Raw genomic sequence first — 22,094 nt, 5'->3', positions numbered from 1 at the left:
GAAGCGCGGCTTGCCGGGCGTAGCGCGAAGAGCGAAGCCTGGAGCGCGAGAGGAGTTGATAGCTGTGTCTGGATCGATCCTATTTTTCGGTTACTCGACAGCCGCAATTCAGTGGTTTGTCTTGGAAGATATATATGCCATTCGCTTCGAGTAATTCATAGCCGGAAGCTGTAGCAATCGCCCTGAGTATATCAATAGGATCCTTTTTTTTTACGAGCACAGAAACGTATTTGTCCATAGACGAATCAGGAATAACTACGTCAATATTAAAAAGTGTTGCAACGTTAAGTATCGATTTTGCTACAGTCTCTTTTTGGAGATCGACAGTTAGGGGTTCAAATTCTTTCGCATAAACTGAAATGGATGTGGCGAAGATTAATAAGATTAGGCTTATATTTTTCATAGATCGTAGAGACCAGACACCCAGCCTGTGGGCTTAGTCGTCCAGTTGATTTTTAGAGTTCTCAGAGCGGGTTTAATGGGGTGTTTGTGCCTATTGGTGTGCTGGGTAATCGGCTCATTGATTAAAGGGTGAAATACCATGAATAACGACATAAACATAGTAATCAAGTCCCAAAGCCAGCCTGATGGAGGCGAAGGCTATAGCGCAGGGCAAGCTGTGCACGGTAACGCGTATGGTAAAGAAGGCCTGAGCACGTTCGCCGACAATACTGGGCGCGTAGCGAACCGAAACAGTTCCGTCGTACCCGCGTCGGCCACCCTCTGAAGTCGGGGATTAATGAATCTGCGGCCCTGAGAACGGGGTGTGCGAGAAAAAGGAGCTTGGCGCATGTTTTGAATCTCGCCAGGGGGGTAATCAACGAGAGTGAATCGGGGAGCCAAGTGAAATGGGTCATGATCGCTTTGCCCAATGATTACTTTACCTCACGCGGACTGGTGATCCCATGGACTTGAACCTGCCTTGAATCAGCCGTTCCGAGGGAGTCTAGCTCAACGACAACACCGCCCTCTTACAGACCTGTATGAGTGGTGGTGTGGGAGGGCTCCTCAGCGATGGGGAGTCCTATCCCGATCGATTCCTTCTTTTATGCAGGGTGAAAATGAGCACGACTGCTCCGAAGATGAAGGGAATCATTCTTACTTCTGGAACTACGGCTAGAATCTTCTCTTCCGTGAATGCGACTGGGAAATTCGATGAATAGATCTGCGTTGTGATTTGTGAGGTCAGGTTATCTGGATTTGGAATGTCGTATTCCGAAATTGCGAAGATGGAACCTGATTTTATCGTGATGGTATCGCCAACGGAGAGTGACCATGGTAAATTGAAAACATCGTAAGAACTGAAACTAAAGAACAAGAGTAGGTCAGTTGAGTTCACATCATAGTTTGCAGGTAGATCAGGTGTGTCAGGCCCAGTGGTAAAAGTTCTAAAGTGGCTGTGATCCGATGAGATGCTTCCGTTTATTGTTGCCCTGGTGTTTAGAGAAAACTGCGGATCTAATAGTGGGGAAGCTTTATTCACTCTTGTGTCAGCAAGGTAAGCATCTTTGAAGACGAGCGTAAGCCCTGCATCATCACGATTAGTCGTTGAGATATATTCAATGTCTTCGTTTATATATATTGCCTCAAGGTAGTTCGTGCCGAGCTGAAATGAAATATCGGCAAATGCGTCAGGACTAAAGCCGAGCATTGTGATTGCCCATCCTAAGTGATGTATCGGAATTCTTCTCATTCTTTCATCGTTAAGAGTGAGAGCGGCTTTGTCGTTGTCCACAATCGCCTGGGTATGCCCGGCATGTTGATAAACTAAAATGGTTAAAGTCCATGGTGAAAGACCTGAATAACAAATCAATCACTAGAGAAGCACAAGTGCGTAATCGCGAGATTCCGTGCGGAAGCAGTGTGGATCTACCGAGGAGTCCGCGACGGCACCTCAACCAGCGCAGCGCAGAATAACAACCGACGAGCTGACCGTGTGCGGCGTAGCTCGAAGAGCGAAGACACGTATGTACAAGAACGCCATAGGAGGCACAGACAGCGGGCGAGCGGGCCAAGGATCGCGTTTTTGAAAGCCTCTGCTGTTTCGTTGAGAAGCGACTTGGGCTGGAAGTGAATCGTGAGAAAAGCGGGGTGCGTGCGGTGAAGGAGCTAAGCTATCTAGGCTTCAGTTGCATCGAAAGAAAATTGTAGTGAGCGACGACTCACTCTCAGACTTCAAGTGTCGCCTGAAGGATCTGAGTGATCGTAACTGGAGCGTAAGCATGGAATACTGTATGTTTAAAGATGCCACAATACATTCGCGGATGGATGGGTTACTTCGGGCTGAGTGTTGTTAGTAGCGTCTTCCATGAGACAAGAATAGTCCATGGTCAGTCGAAGCAATCAATCAGTCCCGCTCCGCGGGAGTGGAATGTGAAAATCCTACGTATAATCGTCTTAAAACAGACTGCGTGATCCCGCTTAGCGGGATGATCCGTCTGGCTGCGGACCCGCACGGCCGCTGTCAGTCCCGCGAAGGGGAATGAGCGTAGCGAGTCGGGGGGATGTGTTTAGAGGCGAAGCCGACAACCCTGATCACGAAGTGAGTCGGCAAAGCTGGGGGACTTAGTGCCCCAGGCAACTCGATTTCGACCTTCGGTCTACGATGCCTTGAATATGAGAGGGAAGCGTTCTGGCTCATCGAGTGAGGTCAGCTCTAAGTCGACATCCAGTTCATTCCAAAAAAGGTGGTGTCCATGCAAAAGTGTCACATTGAAGATTTGATCCACCTTGGCTTCCTTGAACCATGGGTAGTTCTCAAAGTCCAAGAAGTATTCACGCTCCTGAATGAGTATCCAAAACCCGTGACTCGATATGCCCTGAACTTGAACACTCTCAGGTGTTTCCAAAGTGCTTATTCCATTCTCTTCTGATTTCATTTTCATGCTCCTTTACTTGAGTTTCGACTTCTTTGAGTTCCCGCGAATTAAGGCCTTTACTGACGGCTAGCTCAATTTGTGGCTCGATCCAGAATTTAGCTTCTCCAGACGGAGAATAGATATGTATGTGCATCCTGCTCTCCTCGCGAGAGAAGAAGAAAAAACGGTAATTTCTGTAATAGAAGACAGTGGGACTCATCTGCGTTCACGCTAGTCAGATATGCCCGAGGTGCAATTTCTATTTTTCTGTCGATCGTAAAAGACTGGCACGGCTTTAGCCGTTGACCGGCTCTGTCTGGGTATGCCTGGCATGTTGATAAACTAATATGGTGAAAGTCCATTGTGAAAGACCTGAATAACAAATCAATCACTAGAGAAGCACAAGTGCGTAATCGCGAGGTTACGTGTGGAAGCAGTGTGGATCAAACCGACGAGCTGATGCACAAAAACGTCATAGGAGGCGCGAACGGCGGGCGAGTGAGCCCAGGATTGCGAAGCCCAACAGGTCAGACCAGAAGCGTAAATGACGCAGTTGTGTCGGGAAGGGGTATCAACTTATCCGGGGAGGCCTCCAACAGTGGCTTGTCAGAGCTTCAATCTGCTCATGAGATGGCGAGCAGCGCCGCCAGTGGTGGCGGAGTGATCACCGATGGAGGAGTCAGCAGAAGGCATATTAGCCGCGGAGATGAGCTTGCTGAAGGCAGGACGGACTCACGAAGCGGTGAAGGCCCGAAATACGTATGGCAGCCGGACTTGCCTCTGGAACCCACCCATAAACGCCGATCGGCGCGCGGGCAAGGGGAGCCAGGGCAATACAGCCGGTTGCAGCCCGAGCTACTGGAGGCAATCTTCAGTAGCACGAACCTCGAAACGGCGTATCGCCGCGTCAAAGCCAACGGCGGAGCCGCTGGTGTGGATGGAGTGAGTCTGGAAGATTTTACGCTGTGGTATCGACTACGGCGCAAAGACCTGCTGCGCCGTCTGCATCTGGGGAACTACTGCCCGAGTCCGGTTCGCCGCACTCACATCGAAAAGAAGAACGGAAAGAAGCGCCCTTTGGGCATTCCGACTGTCTTCGACCGGATCGTGCAACAAGCGATCCATCAAGTGCTCTGTCCTATCTTGGACAGTAGCTTTAGCCCTAACAGCTACGGCTTCCGCCCGGACTGTCGTGGGCATGATGCGGTTCGCCGCATCCTAGCATGCAACCGTGAAGGCTTCAAGTGGTCGGTGGATATCGATCTAAAGTCGTTCTTCGATAAAGTCCCGCAAGCGCGTGCGTTGGAAGCACTACGTGAGCGTCTCGATGGGGATGGCCCTGTCGTGCGCTTGATTAAGCGCTACTTGAAAGCGGGCTACATCGAGCTCGGAAGCTATCACGCAACAGTTGAGGGGATGCCGCAAGGTGGCCCGCTTTCACCTCTACTTTCTAACCTGGTGCTCGATGCACTGGACAAAGAGCTAGAGGCGAGGGGACATCGTTTCGTCCGTTATGCGGACGACTTCGTCGTTCTGCTCAAAAGCGAACGTGCCGCACATCGTGTCTTCGCTAGCCTCTGTGAGTTCGTCGAGAACAAACTGGGGCTAGAGATCAATCGCGAGAAAAGCGCGGTGCGTCCTGTAAAGGAGCTGAACTACTTGAGCTTCCGCTTCCACGCGGGCAAGATCAAGGTTAGTGAATCCTCATTGTCCGACTTCAAATACAAACTCAAAGAGTTGAGTAATCGCAACTGGAGCGTGAGCATGGACTATCGCATGTATAAAACCCGCCAATACATCAAAGGCTGGATGGGCTACTTCGGACTGAGTGAAATCTATACGATCTGGCCACCAATAGACAAATGGCTGCGCCGTCGTCTTCGCATGTGCTACTGGCGTATGTGGAAACGTGCCCGTCGTCGTTATCTAAACCTACGAAAACTTGGCACGAGTGCAAAGAATGCAGGAGGCTTCGCTAGAACCTCCAAAGGCTACTGGCGTGTCGCCTTACATCTCGGGCGCAAAACAGGGATGACGGATAAATGGTTAGCAAGCGAGGGCTTGATTGAAATCAAGCAAGAATGGTGGAACGTAAAGTTCCTGCGTATAACCGCCTTAAAACAGACTGCGTAGCACGTCGATCAGTCTGGCTGCGGTCCCGCACGGCAGGTGGTGTGAGAGGTGGCGTCCCGTGCGGCGTCACCTACTCGATTTCAGCCTTCGTTTGTTTAACGATGGATGGCATCAAAAGGCCAGTGATGATCCCTAAAGATAATACAAGAATATCTCCCATGTTACTGAATGGAGAGATATGAGTTAGGGCTAATCCGGATAGTAGCCCTAGCAAGCCTGAATAGGCATATGTCATAAGCCGTGGAAAACTATTCCTTTTCTTCTCTTCGAAAGAATACCAAACCTCCATCAGTGCCATATAGCCAATGGAGACTAAAATTCCCTTCGTTAAGGCTATAAATGCCCCGTAGACAGCTGTGGCCAAAAAGGCGATGAGAACATTCTTTGGTTCTTTTACGAGAGTCAGCGCAGTAAGAGACAAACTGAATATGAGCAGCCCTAGAAATGGTGGCACTGCCACGTTCAGAAAAACTCTGTTAGTTCGTTTCATTTCCTTTTGCTGAACGGTGAGGACTGGCACCCAGCCCTAGGGTTTTGGATTAGTGAGGGTTGTCGAATATCTGGCGCGTAAAATGGGTTGACCAGCTCCGTCTGATTTTATTTTTTTAATGATCTCAGAGGTGGTTTGGCTGAGTTCTAAAGCTGAAGTATATGAGGCATAAGCGTGATCTGAATATGTATTTTCTTCAAACTCCTCCAATGGTTTAATCAATGCAAAAGCAGCTTCTTCTTCAATTATTTCTTTTATATTGATGATCCCATTTTGATAGAATCCGATCTCGTATCCATGGGAGACAGTCTTGCCTAGATCGTAGACGAAGAATGCTAGGCCGAACAGAAACAGCCCGGCTATTGCTCTCTGGGTGTAATTCTCGATTTTGTTGATCGCTAGCCATGCAACAACAACTGTCAGAACTATTACGAAGTAGAATGCCATGGATTTTATTTTTGAGAACGTTAAGATGTGGCATGGAGTGAGGCACGAGCGGAATTGTCCACCATCGCCTAGTTCTGCTTCATTAGTTCTCTTGTTTGTTTACGCCTCTTCCAGCCGTTTAAGTCCATGGCTTCCACTCCCCACAATATTTCAGGCGTTGTTTTATCAGTGTAGACTGTTGATTTAAGCTTATCCATGTAGCGTTCTTCAATTGACCCTCGTATAAAGATAGATCCATTCAATCGTATAGATGTAGCGACGTGTATAAGTTCAAATTCAGCTATGCCATCAAGATCGGCCATTACCCTTTCAACATACGCTCTTGCAGATTTAATTCTTTTCATCTTCACAGAAGAATGGCCAAACATGTAAAGAATTGGAAGGCTCACGCCTATTACGATTAAAACTGCTAGAGGGATTCCAATACCTTTGGAGTCGAGCTCAGCTTCTCCATATGGATTCTCATTCTCAGTGCCTTTCAAAAAACCTAATTCTACAACTAGCCATATCGGGCCTACTAGAGGAATTAAATTTAGGAGTATCCACCATCCGCTCTTATCTCGATCATGTAATCTTCTGATTTGCGTGACAATCGCAATTGGGAATAGTAATAGATAGGAGATCTTTAGTATGAATTCGTGGTCTACAATAGATACATGATAGAGATAGAAAGGAAAGCTGGAGATTGCGATGAGAATCACCATAGGGATGACTGCGTAAAACCAAAAATCTTGCGGCGTAGCTCTGCTGTCAGGATTTAACAATCTGGGCGGGGCATAGCGTGGATCATCGCCATATTCGTTTTCTCCTTTGGTTCCGCAAATGAATCCTAGATGATATAGGGACCAAATGTTTCCCAATAGGGGTATTAAATTGATGAAAACCCACCAGGCTGATTTGTTTAAATCGTGCCATCGCTGTGCTTGCATAACTATTGAACGAATTGACAATATTCCCACTATTATGAAAAATGCATACGATAAGTAATTATTTCTCACGGATAGTGCGATGAATTCACCGATTACTGCGAATAGTGCAAATTTGTAATGAAACCTCCAGAATTCCCATCTGGATGCTCGATAATCAGTTATGAAGAATTCGATCATGTGTTAATTAATTTATAGAACGTAGAAGACTGGCGATCCCAGCCTGTGAATTTAGTAGTTTAAGTGGTTGTCGAATACCCGGCGGCGTAAATGGGATTGACCAGCTCTGACTGGATATCCCTTTCAGTCCAACCGATAGGGTCGAACTCGCCAATCGCCAATTCTTCTTTTTTTCAATTCTTTTGGATCGTTTGAGATGCCTCAAATTGGCCTTCATTCAAACCCTCAATTTAAATTTATTTCTTCTCTGGATATCGTAGAGATCAGCGGATGCGAGCCGACTGATTCAGATTAACACTGGCGCGTGAACTCGCATTCGCTGTATCGACTTCCATGAGAAGGGGTTTATATTTAATGTGAAAATTTCAATTTTGTTACTCTTTGATGATGTATGTTTGAGAGGATGTCGAGACGGATTCCCTATGTCAGACTTCCATACGCACTCTTTTTTGTGAGCTTACCAGGCTCGGTGCTTGTGGGTGTCCTGTCTCGGAGCTGCTAACTGGTTCTCGCTTTCATTGTAATCGCCATGGTTTGGCTTGAAGCTGACGGAGCTCCGCAGTCATCCGGACGGGACATGGGAATGGTCTCAAAATTCATCTTAAGCGGCGATTGTTCGTTGCTGGCTGCTCTTGGTTGGGAAGGGTTCGTATTCGGAGTTCGGATCTTTCCAGAGTGCGAGCATCATCACTGCTAATTTGCGGGCCGTCATGACGACGGCTTTCTTCTTCGCGATCTTTGCTCCGCTATTCGCTTTGCGCTCTCCGGCTTCTTTGAGCGCGCTGGGTGGCCCAAAGTGTCCGAGCGTGTATTGAGCACAGCTAACGAGTAATCGTCGCATCATGCGGTTGCCTGCCTTGGTGATGCGCATGGGTTTATCGACGTCGCCGGATTGATCACGCCCAGGGACGAGTCCAAGAAACGGGCCGACATCCCGTGCTGTCGCAAAGCGGTCTGGCGAGCCGATAATTAAGACAAAGGATAGCGCTGTGATTGGGCCGACTCCGGGGATCGTCAATAGCTTCTGGGCCACAGGGTAGTCCTCGGCGATCATGGTATCGATGTGCTTGTCTTCGGCTTTAATGAGTTCACTCAGATGGCCGATGCTTTCGATGACCGGTGCAACGAGTGCGTAATCCGCGGCTTCAAGATGCTCCGTGGCCTTACGGGCAAAGGCCTCCGTGCTGCAACCGGATGGTAGGAAGATGCCTAGGCTTTTGAGAGAGCCGCGCACATGGTTGACCAGTTTGACGCGTGCGGTCACCAGGGCATCGCGTGCTTCAATGATCTTCAGCGCTCTTTGGTGCGCCTCGCTCTTGTGTTCGATGCCGTAGAGTAGGTTGCGGTCAAAACGTCCAATGCGAGCCAGCAGCAGCGCGTCACGCTCATCGTTTTTGTTGTCGGTCTGGTAGATCGCCCGGACCTTGCGTGGATTGGCGACGACTACCTCGTGGCCGCGCTGGTTAAACAGACGGCTAATCCATGGTGAATGGCAACCGGCCTCCATGATGAGAGTGGCGCCTCGGTTGGCTTTGCTGAAACGGATTAGCTCGGGCTGGTTGTTGAGCAGTGTTGTTCGTTCGATAATCTCGCCCTCTGCGTTTAGAGTGCAAGTTTCGTGGCTCTTGTCGCCGAGGTCGATGCCGATGGTATGGGTGTTTTTTGCTGTATTCATAGTGGCGTAGTTCTATGCGATTGAGCTCCACTTTTGAAGCTTACGCGCTACGCCTTCTCATGCCTACTGGTTCCCAACCGAATATTGAGGTGCTACCACTTGCTCTCATCTTGTTTACTGAAGACGCTGGCAACTACTGCTGTCTGAGAAATTACTAGAGATGTAATCATCGCAAGCTTCATAAATTCACTTTTCTGCGTGCTGTAGATCAACATTCTGGGCGAACTGATACTGGTGGTTTTTCCCTGTCGAAATTCGACTGCCTCAGGGTTCATCGAATTCACTATAAAGGTGGCTACAATGTAAACGGGAACTAAAGTGACGCCCCAGACGAATAGGCTGATTCCTGCTAATTTGAATGCTCTTTTCATTTTTATTTTTTCTGGGAACGTGAAGAGGTGGCACGGAGTGAAGCGCGAAGCGCGTAACGGAGTTGTCCACTCTCGCCTGGTTGGGGTTTTAGCGTATATCTGGGCTTTTGTATCCAACACGTGTTCCGAATGGTGGATTCGCAGGAGAGTGATACTTTATTTCTGTTTCCAAATCGTAAGCCGCCCACTTTACATCTGCATTAGGACTTTCCTCTTCAATGTTTTCAATCAATGAGAGCAAGTATTTCATTCTCTCGTGGAGGTTTCCGAATTGGTTCGGGGCTGCCTTTTCGTATTCAGCTGCAATAAGCTTATCTTTTTTAGTTATTTCTTTCATTAATTCATTTCCCCAACGTCAAAGGTAGGCATGGAGTGAGGCACGAACGGAATTGTCCTATCCTGCCTAGTTCTGGTTTGAGTGCTGGATTAATTGCTGGATTACTTGATGGACGTAATCTGGGGCATCCTCAGGAACGTCGGATGCAGCAACAAAAGAAATACGATACCATTTGGAAGCTTCAGCTTTTCTTTGCTGCTCTTCATCATAGAATGATGCAAAATTTGGCTGCGCCGCCAATAACCCTTCCTGCGAATCAGCATATATGACAACATAATGTCCAACCTGAATGTGTCCCACTGGCCATCCATCATTACATTCATACATTTTGTTTTCCATGAGACCAAGTTTTCTCGAACTGCCGTCATTTAAAAGGATAGTCAACAATTTGGAGTATGGGTCTCCAAGAAGCTTTACAGTGCCTCCAGGCTGTGGAGACCTAAAGGCTGTCCCCCAGGAATCGCGCCCTTCAGAGGTTTCGTGCAGAATGAAATATTGCTCCCGATTCTCCTGAGACTCCTTTGGGAGTTCTAGCTGAGCTACGATCAAATTGAGCCCCCGCGCAAGCTCACTCGTGCTGAGGATTTCCGTTTTGTTATTATCGCAGCCAACCATCAAGAGAGTCGCAGCAATCAGGGGTATAATCCAATTTTGTTTCATAATTATTTCAGAACGTAGAGGACACTCGTGAGTGAGCTTCAGCGAACCTCATTGAGTGATCCGACTGGTTCAGTCCTTGTTTCCTAACGCCCTGTATAACTCAGGCTCGGTCTCTTTCATGTATTTTTTATCATACTTCAGTCTTTCTTGATGTTCTTTATCCTCAGCTTCTTTTTCATATGGTTTTAACCGATTTATTTCTTCTCCCTGCTGCTTATTTTCTCTTTTCATACGCCACGAAAGGATCACTACCAGCACGAGCAATTCAAACGCTAGCAGGATTGCTATTCCTTCAAATAGGATGCTTCTTTCCAGAAGCCATCGGTATAACACTTTCACCCACACGAGAAATTGTAATAGGAATAGAAATAGTGCTTTTATGGTCAGGAATTGTTTCACTAACGACCAAGCTCTTGCCAGATTGGACTTTGGATGGTGAGCATTCATATTTATTTACTGAACGTGGAGAGTGCTCACGAAGTGAGGCACGAACGGAGTTGACCACTCGTCTGGATATATCCGACTGGAAGTGGTGGGGTAGTGGTTCTGAATGGCATGCTTTATGATCGCTTGTGGCTGTTTGGGTTTAGTCTTTTGTTTTCCTTTTTCAAGCCGACTCGGCTAAGTCTGACTGGGGATATTCTTTCAGCATGATCGATTTCCTTTTTCTCTTTCCCTCAAAATAATCAGACTTCCCCTAACGCATCGAATCTTATTTTTTTTATATATCGTAGAACACTATCGCGACTGAAGCGCGGAGCGCGAAAGGAGTTGATAGGTGCGACTGGATAGATCTTTCATTTTACAGGCCAATGACCGTCCCTTCGGTGAAGTCACGAGCAATGACCCATGATCCGTTGTGTTTTAGAAGGAGGAGGTGACCCCATGAATGGCCGAGATGGGCGACGGGGCGCTGGTCATAAAAAACGACAATCTTGTCGCGGTTTCGATTCATCCAAATCTCATCGATACGGTAGCTATACTTCCCTTCTGCTCTCAAAAATGAATCAACTCCTTCGAGTGGCTCACCGTTAAGCACAGCACCTATCCATTTTTCACTAGGGGTAGATTCTTTCAGTTGCTCGTAATTCAGAAAAAGCTGTGAAAATTTCTTCCATTCTTCTTTCTCCATGGCGAGTAGCTTAAATGCTCCACGCAGATGGTCCTCGATCCAATAGAATTTCTGGGATATGAAATTAGGTCCGTGTTCAGCGATCCCTTGTTCAATCGCTACTGACAATTCTTTTTCGTCTTGAATCTCCAATAGTTTCAAAACTGCTGCTTGGGTGCGATGGGCTTCGGAATCAAACGGGTCTTCGCTCGACATCGCCACTACGACTGAAGCTAGAAACAGTATTGGGATAATTAATTTCATCTATCAGTGTTATATCATTCACTGAGTGAATGATAACTCGGGTTGGTGTTTTGTTTGATTGTGAGGTGTTTTTCGATGGAACCGTTTGATTTGTATGACTGAGGCTTTAGTTCTGTCGGGGGATTGCGGTTGACTGAATAGTCAGTAGGTAAGTCAAAATTATGTGTAATATCAAGATTTTGTTTCCGGCGATTCGTGCACTCAGCGGTGGTTTTTGAATCTGAGTGAATGATAACACTTTTTGATGAATCCCACAGTAACTGTTTGTTTTGATGTATAAGTATTTGATTTATAGTATCTAGTGGATTTGTTGTCGAATTTATGGATAGTTATCAACTCCGGCGATTCGTGCACTCAGGTTTTGAGGATTTGTAGTGCCATTTCCTCTGCAAGGTCAGTGTTTTAGCGGAATAGAGCGTTTTTGGTCCATGGTTTACTTCGTTTGATGAAATGCAGTGATTTGTCGGTCGTTTGCTCGATTTCGATAGTTATGTCTTTGAGTGAATGATAACACTTTTTATGAAAAAGGACTTACGCTACTCGATCGAGTTGTAAGTTGCTGTATGTAGGTGAATTGTGTAAGTTGGGATGCTGTAAGTCGATGTCCCGTTTCCGGCGATTCGTGCACTCAATGAGTTTTCGCTTGCTAGTAAGTAAATGTTTGAGCACTAGTAAATTTGTTATGAAAACCATACATTTTCCTCGTTGGGCTGAGGTATTGGGGGCGTAAAAAGGCTTCGCCTCACCACGTAAAGAGCAGAGCTCACGTGGCAGGCGGCGGTTATTCTTTTAGGGATGATCGGTTATGTTCTATGTTTACGTGCTGCAGTCTCAACTCGATCAGGGGCTTTACATCGGTTATACTGGCAATTTGCGTTGCCGTCTATTTGAGCATAATACCACTTCTAAGAATATATGATCTATAAGATTGGCCTTTGCCTAGCCTCGAAACTTTGTTTCGGGGGGTGATCGGCATCGCCCCGGTTCCGAGAACCGAGGTTACAAAAGACATATCTATTAGGACCAAACTTTTTTCGAATGGGTATAATACTGGTGAAGCAAAAGCGACTTCTTTTCGAAGACCTTGGAAGCTCATTTATTATGAGGCGTATACTATCCGGGAAGATGCTCAGGGAAGAGAACGCTTTTTAAAAAGTGGTGGTGGACGAAAGTTTTTGAAGAGACAGTTGAAGCATTATTTCGCAGCGCATCGGTGTCGCGTGACCGCGTGAGGCGAAGTCACGTGAGACTACGCGCACATAGCCTTTTACGCGGGCGGTGGAGGAAGGCGTGGCGGCGGGGACGCAGCGACAGGCTTTGAACGCGGGTGTCTTTTTCCTGCGCGAGGTGCGTAATACCATTTCTAAGAATGTTTGAACCGGTATCGCAGCACCTTCTCTGTGCGTATTCAGGTTCTGTTGGCGATTTGTCTCGAACGTCTGATGCTCTCCGAGACAGGCCGAATGGCTCTCCTGCAAGAGGCACTCAGAGAGTTCGTTATATGGTAGGGCTGTTTTGCCAAAACTGCCATTCGCCACGTGGGATCGCCTGGCGGTGACGATTTATACGGGTCAAAATTATCATCTGGAAGACGGCGCTTTCGGCGAAAGCTCCCTACCCATGCTTCAATCAAGACTCAAAATCTCCTTAAATGTGGTCCGATACAGAGCTGCGCTACCGGTTAATTCCTAATGGATCAAACTATTCTAGAATTGGTATAAGATGGAACGCTGGGAACATTGAACATTGAACGTCGAATGTTTGCGGGGTGGATACGGGGAAGGTCGAACATCGAATGTAGGGGATTGTATTTGATTGGCTGTGGGGCGTTTGTTTGGGGTGTGGGCTATTATTGTTGCTTGCGGCTGCGATTGGCCTGGCTTGGGGCTCTCTCTTCGGGGGGCTTGCGTGCTGTTTTACGAACTGGCATGGTAGTTGCTCTGTGATGATTCATGTTTTCTTTTTACCTGCGAATTCTTGTTCAACAGCTTTCTTTGCGGCTTCGGCGCAGAGAGGCACATGGATTGCGGCCTGCTTTTGTGAGGGTGCAAGTTCTGCGGAATATTGACCGGGCATTCTGAGTCGGATGGGGCAGCAAAAAAAACTACTCTTTGTCACTGATTTGGATGCAACTTTTTTGGACCATAGTTACTCGTGGGCTCAAGCGGCACCGGCGATTTTGCGTTTGCGGAATTTGGGTGTGCCCTTGGTTTTGAATTCGAGTAAGACATTGGCTGAAATGGAAGATTTAGCCAAGGCGTTGGATTTGGATTCGCCGATCGTGGCGGAAAATGGTGGCTTGCTGGCGATTCGAAAAGAACGCCCGGGGGATTATTCGGTGGAGATTAAGGGAATTCCGCGTAGCGAAATTTTACTGGCTGCGCACGATTTGCGGCGGCAGTTGGGCTATCGTTTTGAGGGCTTTGCCGACTGGACGGATCAGGAATTGGCCGAACGCACGGGACTCTCGGTACCGCAAGCACAACGCTCGCGCTCACGCTTGGCGACGGAGCCGATTACGTGGAATGATACGGAATTGCATCGATTGGCTTTTGCGGATGCGCTAGCCAGCCATGGCATCCGTATGTTGCAAGGGGGGCGTTTTTGGCATTTGATGGGCAGCGCCGACAAGGCTGACGGCTCGGCGGCCGCATTGAAATACTATCAAGACCGCGAACCCGATGTAGATTGGGTTCTGGTGGCACTCGGCGATAGTGCCAACGATACGGCCATGTTGGAAGCTGCGGATATCGCGGTTGTGATTCCACATGTGGATGGTCCACATATTACACCCAATGCACCGCGTGTGGTGCATGCCCCGTATCCGACCTCTAAAGGTTGGAATGCGGCGGTTTTAACTATCTTAGACGAATACTGCTAAATACCTACATTACCTATGGGAGATTTTCATCAACACGGACTGATCACGACACTGCATCAGCTTAACAACCGTCCGCTGGAAAAGCTTGAGGCGGATCTCATGCAATTCCGCAAGCGTCGACCGATGGCGCTGGTTTTGCCTTCATTATATTCAGAGCTGCAGATGCCTGCGCTCTCGTCGATACTCGATGAGCTTGCGGAGGTTCCCTATTTGGATCAGATTGTGGTGGGGCTGGACCGCGCGAATGAAGCGGAGTATCGGCACGCGTTGGACTTTTTCAGCCGTTTACCGCAACAGCCGGAAGTGCTGTGGAACGACGGTCCGCGTTTGCGTAAGATTGATGCCTTATTGAAGGAAAAGGGGCTGGCACCTAAGGAGATGGGCAAGGGCCGTAACGTATGGTATATGTTTGGTTATGTGCTGGCGGCTGGCAAGGCGGAGGCGGTGGCGCTGCACGACTGCGATATTACGACTTATAAGCGTGATATGCTGGCCCGCTTGATCTATCCGGTGGCCAATCCTTCCTTTAGTTATAAGTTTTGCAAGGGTTACTATGCGCGTGTGGCTAACAATTCGATGAATGGACGGGTTTGTCGCTTATTAGTCACGCCACTTATTCGGGCATTGAAGAAGGTTTGCGGTGCGAATGAATACTTGGACTACCTGGACAGTTTTCACTACCCATTGGCCGGGGAATTTTCTATGCAACGTGACGTGATTGAAGACATCCGTATTCCATCCGATTGGGGCTTGGAGATGGGGGTGCTTTCAGAGATGCAGCGCAACTATTCGACCAACCAGATTTGCCAAGTGGATGTGGCGGACACGTATGATCACAAGCATCAAGACTTATCTTTGGAAGATCGCAGTCGCGGGCTGTCTAAGATGAGTTGTGATATTACCAAATCGCTCTATCGTAAGATGGCAACGCAGGGGCAGGTCTTTTCGCATGAGCATGTGCGCACGATTAAGGCTGCATATTTCCGCATCGCACTGGACTTGGTGGATAGCTACCACAGTGATGCTATGATTAATGGGCTCAAGTTCGATCGTCACACCGAGGGATCGGCGGTTGAAGTCTTTGCCGAAAACATTCTCAACGCTGGCGAGGAATTTTTGGATCCGAGCAAGTCGATGGATGTGCCGTTTATGCCAAGTTGGAAACGAGTGATTGCGGCGGTGCCTGACATTTTGCACCAGATCAAAGAAGCGGTCGAAGATGATCGTCAGGAGTTCGGGTCTGAGATCGTCGTGAATCCTGCGCTGCACCCTAAGACGCAGCGGGTGCGTCAGCGTGTGGCCTTGCACGTGAACGAAATTTACGGTGCCGAGCGTGTCGAAGAGATTACAGATCATTTATTGGAAGCGGCTCATATGTCCGAGCAAGTCGCGCCGGTGGCATTGGGGACCAGTAAGTGGGATCAGTCAGACATCATGATGATCACCTACGGTGACTCGATTATCAGTGAAACGCGCAAGCCTCTGCGTGAATTAAAGAATTTTCTGGTGCGAGATCTGCGGGACACTTTGAGCGCAGTGCACGTCTTGCCGTTTAACCCTTATAGTTCGGACGATGGTTTTTCGGTGATTGATTACAAGGCCGTCGACTCGAAGCTGGGCACTTGGGAGGACTTGCAATCGATCGCGGAGGACTTTGACCTGATGGCCGACTTGGTGATCAATCATTGCTCCAGTCAGTCCCGTTGGTTTCAGAACTTCCTAAAAGGCCGCGACCCCGGTCGTGATTATTTTATCGAGGGCACTGACTATGAAGATCTCTCGATGGTGGTCCGTCCGCGCAGCACGCCGCTATTGACCGAGGTCAAAACAGTCGATGGCGCGAAGCATGTATGGTGTACCTTTAGCGAGGATCAGGTCGATCTGAATTACAAGAATCCAGAGGTGCTTTATGAGATCGTGCGTATCATTCGTCACTATGTAGAGCAGGGGATTCGTTACTTCCGCTTGGATGCGATTGCTTTTCTTTGGAAAGAGTCGGGCACGAATTGTGTGCATTTGCCACAGACGCACGAGTTGATTAAGTTATTGCGCATCGTGATCGAAAACTTAGAGCCCACTGCAGTTTTAATCACAGAGACAAATGTGCCTAACCGCGAGAATCTCAGTTACTTTGGCAACGACAACGAGGCGCATTTGATCTATAACTTTTCGCTGCCGCCCTTGTTGTTGAACTCGATTTTGAGTGGCAATTGTAAGCACTTAAAGACCTGGATGATGTCTATGCCGCCGGCCCGTCGCGGGCGGGCCTATCTGAACTTTATCGCTTCGCATGATGGCATAGGACTGCGCCCGGCGGAGGGGCTGCTGTCCGCCGAAGAGTTGGACGACTTGGTGGCTAACTTGCGTGATAGTGGCGGTGAGATTTCGATGCGTCGCACCCCCGAAGGGGAGCTCACGCCGTATGAGGCTAATATCTCGCTTTACAGTGCGATGGCCAAGACCATCGGCGGGGAGGCCGATGGTTTGCAAACTGCGCGTTACATCTGTGCGCATACGATTATGTTGGCTCTGGAGGGCTTGCCGGCGATTTATATCCATAGTCTACTCGGCACAGAGAATAATCGCGAGGGCATGGCACAAACCGGCCGTGCCCGTACGATCAATCGCTACCAATGGCCAGTCGACGAGCTCAACGCTGCACTGGAAGACGATGGGCGTCATCACAAGGCTGTCTTCGCTGAGATGAAACGCTTGATTGAGATTCGCCGCAAGCAAGCTGCTTTTCATCCAAATGCCACTCAGTATACATTGCATTTCTCGGATCAGGTATTCGCATTCTGGCGCGAGAGCTTGAACCGTGATCAATCTTTGTTTGCCTTAAATAACATATCCGACCAACGCCAAACGATACCATTGGTGGAGTTGAATCTAATCGCGACGGAGACTTGGTGTGATTTGATTAGTGGCCAAAGCTACAATGATCTCGAAGGGGAAATTGTGCTAGAGCCCTATAGTTGCGTATGGATTTCGAATAAAGCGTAGGCGGCGGGAAACTGCGGTCAATTAGAGTTAGCGGTTGCTTTTCATGTGATTGGCTAGAGGCTTTGTCTGCTTATGAAGAAAACATTCCCTCTGACACATGACAGAATCCAACCCGAACGCTTGGTCGACTCGATTCGCGCAGAGGTGAATAAATACCTCAAGCGCGAGCGTAAGAAGAAGTTACCAGAAGGGCAGGACTTTTGGGATTTCAACTGCAAAGCGGGGATCACAGCCGAGACTGCGGTGGTGGTGCATGTGAGTGCCTTGTCGCAGGCGATCGGGCAAGCGCTGGAGCAGGGGGGTGAAAGCGTTTACGTGGAAGTGATCTCCAAGGCGATGAAGCGGCAGACGAAGGCCGTCCGCCCCGAGGGCTCAGGCGCGAGCGCTCGCGACGTTTAGCAGGTGACCTTTTGGATGAATGCGCTCTGATCGGCGGCTTTGAAAAATGCGGTCCCAGCAACCAAGGAATCTGCGCCGCGTTGGGTGCATAGAGGAGCCGTTTGTAGGTCCACGCCGCCATCGATCTCTAAGCGATAGTTTAGCCCGAGTTCGCTGCGCCAGGCATCGAATTGCTCAATTTTGGGTAGCACATCATGGCGAAAGCTCTGTCCACCGAAGCCCGGCTGCACAGTCATTAACAGTACAATGTCGCAGGCGGGTAAAAACTCCTTCGCGTCCTCCGCGGGTGTGTCTGGATTGAGCACCACGCCACATTTGCAGCCTTTGGATTTTATGTAGGCAAGTGTGTCGGCGACGGGATAGTCTGGCTCCACATGGATGGTGATTTGCTGTGCACCCGCATCCAGGAAGGCATCGATGTAGAGGTGCGGATTATCCAGCATCAAGTGAACGTCGAAGAAGAGCTGTGAGTCGGGCCGCAGTGCTTTGACTGTTTGCGGGCCAAAACTTAGGTTTGGCACAAAGTGACCATCCATAATGTCGAGGTGCACCCACTGTAGGCCTGCCTCTTCGATCACCTTAAGGCTGCTGCGAAGGTTGGCGTGGTCACCAGCGAGGATGGAAGGAGCGAGTAAAGTCTGATGTGGGCTAGGCATGACGGCCATTGAGCGTTAAAAGTGCCATTAGGCAAAAGGATTTTATCTAAATCTAACTGGTGCCGGGGCGCTTGCGGAAGCTGCGGGGGGATTCGCCGTGGCGGCTGTTGAACCAGTTGGAAAATTGGGAGAGATGGCGGAAGCCGAGTTCGGCGGCGATGACTTTGATCGGGATCTCCTTGCGGCGGAGTTGTTCGCAGGCATAGGTGAGGCGTTGGCGGTCACGATATTGATTGGGCGTGATGTCCAGCTCTACGCGCCAGAGGCGGTCCAGTTGTCCGGCGGTGAGCCCCTCTTGGGCGGCGAGTTCCTGGCGTGAAAAACTTTGGCGGATGCTGAGACTGGCAAGTGTTTGATGACTGTTTTGCACACGTGGGTCCTGAATGCGGGGCACTTGATAGTGCATGCCGTGGCGACTGGCGAGTTGGAGGGCCCAATTAAATAGTTCCAGGCTGTGTTGCTGTAGTTCCAGATGCGCGGTGATGGGGAGCTCCAAGCTTTGTAAATCAAGTCGCTGTCGTGGGGAGCAGGCCTGTAATGGCTGACAGTGAACTAAACGGGCAAGGGTGGCTTCGGCTGCGGCTTCGGTGGGCACACAAATCAGGGGGGCACCCGTCCATTCGGCTCCGTTTTGTGGGTTACCCAGCGAGATGTGGATGGAGATGATTTTCGCATCGTCGCTAAAGTGTTGGGTTCGCGTGCCGGGGGAGCAGAGTATCCAGGTCTCGGTTTGGGAGTCGGTTTCGATTTGATGGCCGTCTTTGCTCATTGTTGCTGCGCCGGCGAGAAGTTTGCACAAGGTAAACACGGTGCCGGGAAAGGTGCCTGACTTGCCTTGTGGTGGGCCGATGTAGCAGCGTTCCAGACTCGGGTGTAGGGCGTGCCAATTGGCTGGCTGGGCTGTGTCGTTGGAAGTCGGCATGCACATATTTGTTAACTTTATGCGAACGGCTGTAAATCGCATAATGTTGTTATCTGAGGGGCGAACGAGCAGCTTACCTGTTTTTACACTAAAGTTTACTGATTATGAAAATTACTGCGATTACTCCTTACATTTGCGATTGCTTTCGCACCAATTGGGTCTTCCTGAAAGTGGAAACCGACGAAGGTGTTTACGGGTGGGGGGAGGCCTCATTGGAATATCGTGAAAAGACGGTGGTCGAAGCGATGCTGGAAATCGCGCGTAATGTGATCGGGCGCAATGCATTTGAGATTCAGTCGATCTGGGATGAGGCGAACCGTGAAGTGTATTTCCGTGGCGGGCCGGTCTATATGTCGGCACTCGGTGCCTTGGAAATGGCGCTGTGGGATATTAAAGGCAAGGCCCTGGGGGTGCCTGTGTATGAGCTGTTTGGTGGTGCGGTGCGTGATCGTATAACCTGCTACGCCAACGCCTGGTTTTCGGGTGCGAAGGAGCCGGAGGAGTTTGCGGCAAAAGCGAAGCTTGCGATGGAAGCCGGGTATAAGGGGCTGAAGTGGGACCCCTTTGGTGCGGCCTACTTGGAACTGACGCCCGCGGAGTTGAAAAAGGCTGAAGCCTGTGTGGCCGCTGTGGCAGAGGTGGTGGATGGTAAGGCGGAGCTTTTGATTGAAGGACATGGTCGCTTTGATGTTCCGACCGCGGTGCGTGCGGCAGATATGATTGCAGCGCATAATGTGGGCTGGTTTGAAGAGCCGCTTCCGCCGGGTAATTTGGAAGCGCTGGCAGATGTGCGTCGTCGCAGTCGCGTGCCAATTGCAGCGGGGGAGCGCTTGTATAGCCGCTGGGACTACATCTCGTTTTTTGAGTCACGCTGTGCGGACTTTGCGCAGCCGGACGTCACTCATGTGGGGGGCATGTCGGAACTGAAGCGAATCGCCGAAACTGCCGAAGGCTATTTCTTGCCATGTTGCCCGCACAACCCCTGTGGTCCGGTCGCGAATGCGGCGACACTGCACATTGCGGCCTCGACGATGAACATCCGTCGCCTGGAAACCATGGCGACCGATGTGAACTGGCGCACGGAGATTGCACAAGAAGAAGCGGGCTTCGAGGATGGTTGCCTGACGATTCCGCAAGTGCCGGGCTTAGGTGTCGAAATCGATATCGAAGCGATGAAAGCGCACCCCTATCAGGCGCATGACCTGCGTCACTACAAGGGCACCTTAACGGACATCCGCCCCAAGGACAGCGGGTTTATCTTCAAAAAATAGAGCGCCACCACTATGACCACAGAATTAAATCCCTCCCGCTTTGTTGAGGTGCAAGATGTGCCGAAACTGAAACAAGAACAACTCACTGATCTTGCTGCCTGTGGCATGCCAGTGCTAGGAAAGATGTCCGTACGCAAGGCCACGGAGATCAAGTCGTCAAAAATCGGTGTCGGCTTTGAGACCCTGGATCGCTTCATGTTTGATCCGGAGCCAGTGTATCCGCTGCTGGAAAAGCTTGGTGCCAAATGGGCCCGTGTGCAAACGGGCTGGAGTCGTTGTGAGCTTGAAGTGGGGATCTATGACTTTACCTGGTTGGAGGAGATCGTAGATCAGCTCTTGGCGGTGGGGGTCGAGCCCTTTTTCTCGATTACTTTCGGCAATCAACTCTACATGCCTGATGTGCCGCATGAGTCAGCGGTGGGGCATGTGCCGCTCTACTACGGAGATGCGGTGCGCGAGGCGTGGGATAATTATGTGCGTGCCTTGGCCAAGTGCTTTCGTGGGCGCGTGCGCTACTGGGAAGTCTGGAACGAGCCCAACATTCCCCAGTTCTGGCATCCATCGAAGCCCAACGGCGCGGAGTATGCCGAACTGGTCAAGGTGACCGCCGCCGCTGTGCGCCAATCCATTCCGGAGGCGAAAATCGTAGGTGGAGCCATGTCGAAGATGGACCCTCCCTTTTTGGAAGCGGCATTAAAGGCCGGTTTGACGGACGCCATCGACGTGTTCTCTTTTCATCCTTACCAGTCGGTGCCGGAGGCTAACTTGCAGAATATGCACGACCTGGTGCGCCGGATGCTCAAGCAATACTCGGGCGGTAAGGCCATCGATGTCTGGCAAGGCGAGAACGGCTGTCCTTCGCAAACGGAGGGACACAATGACGATTGGCTCGGGCTCTATGCCACCGACCAGGTGGTGCAGGCCAAGTGGGTGGCGCGCCGTATTCTGGTCGATTTAAAGACCGGCTTCGATATGGCCTTGTATTTTCACGCGATCGATCTGATGGGGCGTCCATATCGCCAAGCCGGTGGCGAAGTGAAGATGCCTGTGATGATGGGCTTGATTAATGGCGCGACTTACGAGCCGAAGTATTCCTTTGAAGTCTTTCAGCGTGTCTGCTCACTCTTTGACGACGCCAGTGAACAGCGCGAGCTCTTCTATCGCTTTATGAATCCTGACGAAGCGCATCCGCAGCAGAGCGCCGTCTTGGCGACTCCGATGGCGGTCTCTTTTGTGCGAGAGGGCGTGCCTTTGTTGGCCTTTTGGAATACCGAAGATCCTCAACAGAAGAAGCCCGCTCGCGAGATGGACCTCGTTTTCTGGGCTGACTCAGAGCTCACGTTTGAGCATCCTGTCTTGCTCGACCTGATGACTGGACAGGTGCATGAGGTGGCCGCCTTTGCGGAGCCCTTCATCTGTGATGATGCCCATGTGGGCACTCGTTTCCGAATTCCTTTAACGGATTATCCACTAGTTCTCACTGACAAATCACTCTTCCCGTCGATTTAAT

The 22,094-nt window shown here is 49.8% G+C and carries 24 protein-coding genes; 9 read left to right on the top strand and 15 right to left on the bottom strand.

Annotated elements, in window-relative coordinates:
* Positions 1 to 79: 79 nt before the first annotated feature.
* Positions 80 to 403, bottom strand: coding sequence for a hypothetical protein (locus SH580_RS04010; RefSeq protein WP_319833727.1), 324 nt, complete (start codon positions 401 to 403; stop codon positions 80 to 82).
* 138 nt (positions 404 to 541) lie between these two features.
* Between SH580_RS04010 and SH580_RS04005 the strand changes: the two genes are divergently transcribed.
* Positions 542 to 727, top strand: coding sequence for a hypothetical protein (locus SH580_RS04005; RefSeq protein ID WP_319833726.1), 186 nt, complete (start codon positions 542 to 544; stop codon positions 725 to 727).
* Between the two features lie 297 nt (positions 728 to 1,024).
* Here SH580_RS04005 and SH580_RS04000 read toward each other — a convergent pair whose 3' ends face one another.
* On the bottom strand, positions 1,025 to 1,735 hold the full coding sequence (locus SH580_RS04000) for a hypothetical protein (protein WP_319833725.1): 711 nt from the start codon (positions 1,733 to 1,735) through the stop codon (positions 1,025 to 1,027).
* Between the two features lie 509 nt (positions 1,736 to 2,244).
* Here SH580_RS04000 and SH580_RS22125 point away from each other — a divergent pair.
* Positions 2,245 to 2,415 (top strand): group II intron maturase-specific domain-containing protein, encoded by a 171-nt coding sequence (locus tag SH580_RS22125; protein ID WP_425607123.1) that lies wholly within the window; start codon positions 2,245 to 2,247, stop codon positions 2,413 to 2,415.
* Positions 2,416 to 2,600: 185 nt separating this feature from the next.
* Here the strand turns inward: SH580_RS22125 and SH580_RS03995 are convergent, their stop codons facing one another.
* The gene (locus SH580_RS03995; RefSeq protein WP_319833724.1) at positions 2,601 to 2,879 is read right to left on the bottom strand and encodes a DUF2442 domain-containing protein; all 279 of its coding nucleotides are present in this window, start codon (positions 2,877 to 2,879) and stop codon (positions 2,601 to 2,603) included.
* Positions 2,836 to 3,012, bottom strand: a complete 177-nt coding sequence (locus SH580_RS21975; RefSeq protein ID WP_345786214.1) for a DUF4160 domain-containing protein — start codon at positions 3,010 to 3,012, stop codon at positions 2,836 to 2,838. Before SH580_RS21975 ends, SH580_RS03995 begins: the two co-directional genes overlap by 44 nt.
* A 476-nt stretch (positions 3,013 to 3,488) precedes the next feature.
* On the opposite strand from SH580_RS21975, the gene ltrA reads away from it, so the two are divergent.
* Positions 3,489 to 4,991 carry a group II intron reverse transcriptase/maturase gene (gene ltrA, locus SH580_RS03990; RefSeq protein WP_319833723.1) on the top strand — a complete coding sequence of 501 codons (1,503 nt, stop codon included), beginning with the start codon at positions 3,489 to 3,491 and terminating at the stop codon, positions 4,989 to 4,991.
* Positions 4,992 to 5,061: 70 nt separating this feature from the next.
* Here ltrA and SH580_RS03985 read toward each other — a convergent pair whose 3' ends face one another.
* From SH580_RS03985 to SH580_RS03945, 9 genes are all read right to left on the bottom strand, one after another.
* A complete protein-coding gene (locus SH580_RS03985) occupies positions 5,062 to 5,481 on the bottom strand; it encodes a hypothetical protein (protein ID WP_319833722.1) in 420 nt (139 codons plus the stop codon).
* A gap of 36 nt (positions 5,482 to 5,517) precedes the next feature.
* Positions 5,518 to 5,928 carry a hypothetical protein gene (locus SH580_RS03980; protein ID WP_319833721.1) on the bottom strand — a complete coding sequence of 137 codons (411 nt, stop codon included), beginning with the start codon at positions 5,926 to 5,928 and terminating at the stop codon, positions 5,518 to 5,520.
* Between the two features lie 68 nt (positions 5,929 to 5,996).
* The gene (locus SH580_RS03975; protein ID WP_319833720.1) at positions 5,997 to 7,034 is read right to left on the bottom strand and encodes a DUF805 domain-containing protein; all 1,038 of its coding nucleotides are present in this window, start codon (positions 7,032 to 7,034) and stop codon (positions 5,997 to 5,999) included.
* Between the two features lie 601 nt (positions 7,035 to 7,635).
* The gene (locus SH580_RS03970; protein ID WP_319833719.1) at positions 7,636 to 8,709 is read right to left on the bottom strand and encodes an IS110 family RNA-guided transposase; all 1,074 of its coding nucleotides are present in this window, start codon (positions 8,707 to 8,709) and stop codon (positions 7,636 to 7,638) included.
* A 92-nt stretch (positions 8,710 to 8,801) separates the two neighbouring features.
* A complete protein-coding gene (locus tag SH580_RS03965; RefSeq protein ID WP_319833718.1) occupies positions 8,802 to 9,080 on the bottom strand; it encodes a hypothetical protein in 279 nt (92 codons plus the stop codon).
* Positions 9,081 to 9,168: 88 nt separating this feature from the next.
* On the bottom strand, positions 9,169 to 9,417 hold the full coding sequence (locus tag SH580_RS03960; protein ID WP_319833717.1) for a hypothetical protein: 249 nt from the start codon (positions 9,415 to 9,417) through the stop codon (positions 9,169 to 9,171).
* Between the two features lie 66 nt (positions 9,418 to 9,483).
* Positions 9,484 to 10,077 (bottom strand): hypothetical protein, encoded by a 594-nt coding sequence (locus SH580_RS03955; RefSeq protein ID WP_319833716.1) that lies wholly within the window; start codon positions 10,075 to 10,077, stop codon positions 9,484 to 9,486.
* A gap of 69 nt (positions 10,078 to 10,146) precedes the next feature.
* Positions 10,147 to 10,524, bottom strand: a complete 378-nt coding sequence (locus SH580_RS03950; RefSeq protein WP_319833715.1) for a hypothetical protein — start codon at positions 10,522 to 10,524, stop codon at positions 10,147 to 10,149.
* A gap of 355 nt (positions 10,525 to 10,879) precedes the next feature.
* Positions 10,880 to 11,452, bottom strand: a complete 573-nt coding sequence (locus tag SH580_RS03945; protein ID WP_319833714.1) for a hypothetical protein — start codon at positions 11,450 to 11,452, stop codon at positions 10,880 to 10,882.
* 805 nt (positions 11,453 to 12,257) lie between these two features.
* Between SH580_RS03945 and SH580_RS21970 the strand changes: the two genes are divergently transcribed.
* From SH580_RS21970 to SH580_RS03930, 4 genes are all read left to right on the top strand, one after another.
* Positions 12,258 to 12,371, top strand: a complete 114-nt coding sequence (locus tag SH580_RS21970; protein WP_345786213.1) for a GIY-YIG nuclease family protein — start codon at positions 12,258 to 12,260, stop codon at positions 12,369 to 12,371.
* Between the two features lie 1,167 nt (positions 12,372 to 13,538).
* Positions 13,539 to 14,333, top strand: coding sequence for an HAD-IIB family hydrolase (locus SH580_RS03940; RefSeq protein ID WP_319833713.1), 795 nt, complete (start codon positions 13,539 to 13,541; stop codon positions 14,331 to 14,333).
* 15 nt (positions 14,334 to 14,348) lie between these two features.
* Positions 14,349 to 17,336, top strand: a complete 2,988-nt coding sequence (locus SH580_RS03935; RefSeq protein WP_319833712.1) for an alpha-amylase family glycosyl hydrolase — start codon at positions 14,349 to 14,351, stop codon at positions 17,334 to 17,336.
* Positions 17,337 to 17,408: 72 nt separating this feature from the next.
* Positions 17,409 to 17,735 carry a DUF6172 family protein gene (locus SH580_RS03930; RefSeq protein WP_319833711.1) on the top strand — a complete coding sequence of 109 codons (327 nt, stop codon included), beginning with the start codon at positions 17,409 to 17,411 and terminating at the stop codon, positions 17,733 to 17,735.
* On the opposite strand, the gene rpe is transcribed toward SH580_RS03930, so the two are convergent.
* Positions 17,732 to 18,391, bottom strand: coding sequence for a ribulose-phosphate 3-epimerase (rpe, locus tag SH580_RS03925; protein ID WP_319833710.1), 660 nt, complete (start codon positions 18,389 to 18,391; stop codon positions 17,732 to 17,734). The genes SH580_RS03930 and rpe overlap by 4 nt on opposite strands.
* 52 nt (positions 18,392 to 18,443) lie before the next feature.
* Positions 18,444 to 19,313: a helix-turn-helix domain-containing protein gene (locus tag SH580_RS03920; RefSeq protein ID WP_319833709.1), complete on the bottom strand. Its 870-nt coding sequence runs from the start codon at positions 19,311 to 19,313 to the stop codon at positions 18,444 to 18,446.
* A gap of 104 nt (positions 19,314 to 19,417) precedes the next feature.
* On the opposite strand from SH580_RS03920, the gene SH580_RS03915 reads away from it, so the two are divergent.
* Positions 19,418 to 20,584, top strand: coding sequence for a mandelate racemase/muconate lactonizing enzyme family protein (locus SH580_RS03915; RefSeq protein ID WP_319833708.1), 1,167 nt, complete (start codon positions 19,418 to 19,420; stop codon positions 20,582 to 20,584).
* A gap of 12 nt (positions 20,585 to 20,596) precedes the next feature.
* On the top strand, positions 20,597 to 22,093 hold the full coding sequence (locus SH580_RS03910) for a GH39 family glycosyl hydrolase (RefSeq protein ID WP_319833707.1): 1,497 nt from the start codon (positions 20,597 to 20,599) through the stop codon (positions 22,091 to 22,093).
* Position 22,094 lies beyond the last annotated feature (1 nt).

The sequence above is a fragment of the Coraliomargarita algicola genome, assembly GCF_033878955.1.
GTDB classification, from domain to species: Bacteria; Verrucomicrobiota; Verrucomicrobiia; order Opitutales; family Coraliomargaritaceae; genus Thalassobacterium; species Thalassobacterium algicola.
This window is presented reverse-complemented; position numbering and strand designations above follow the sequence as displayed.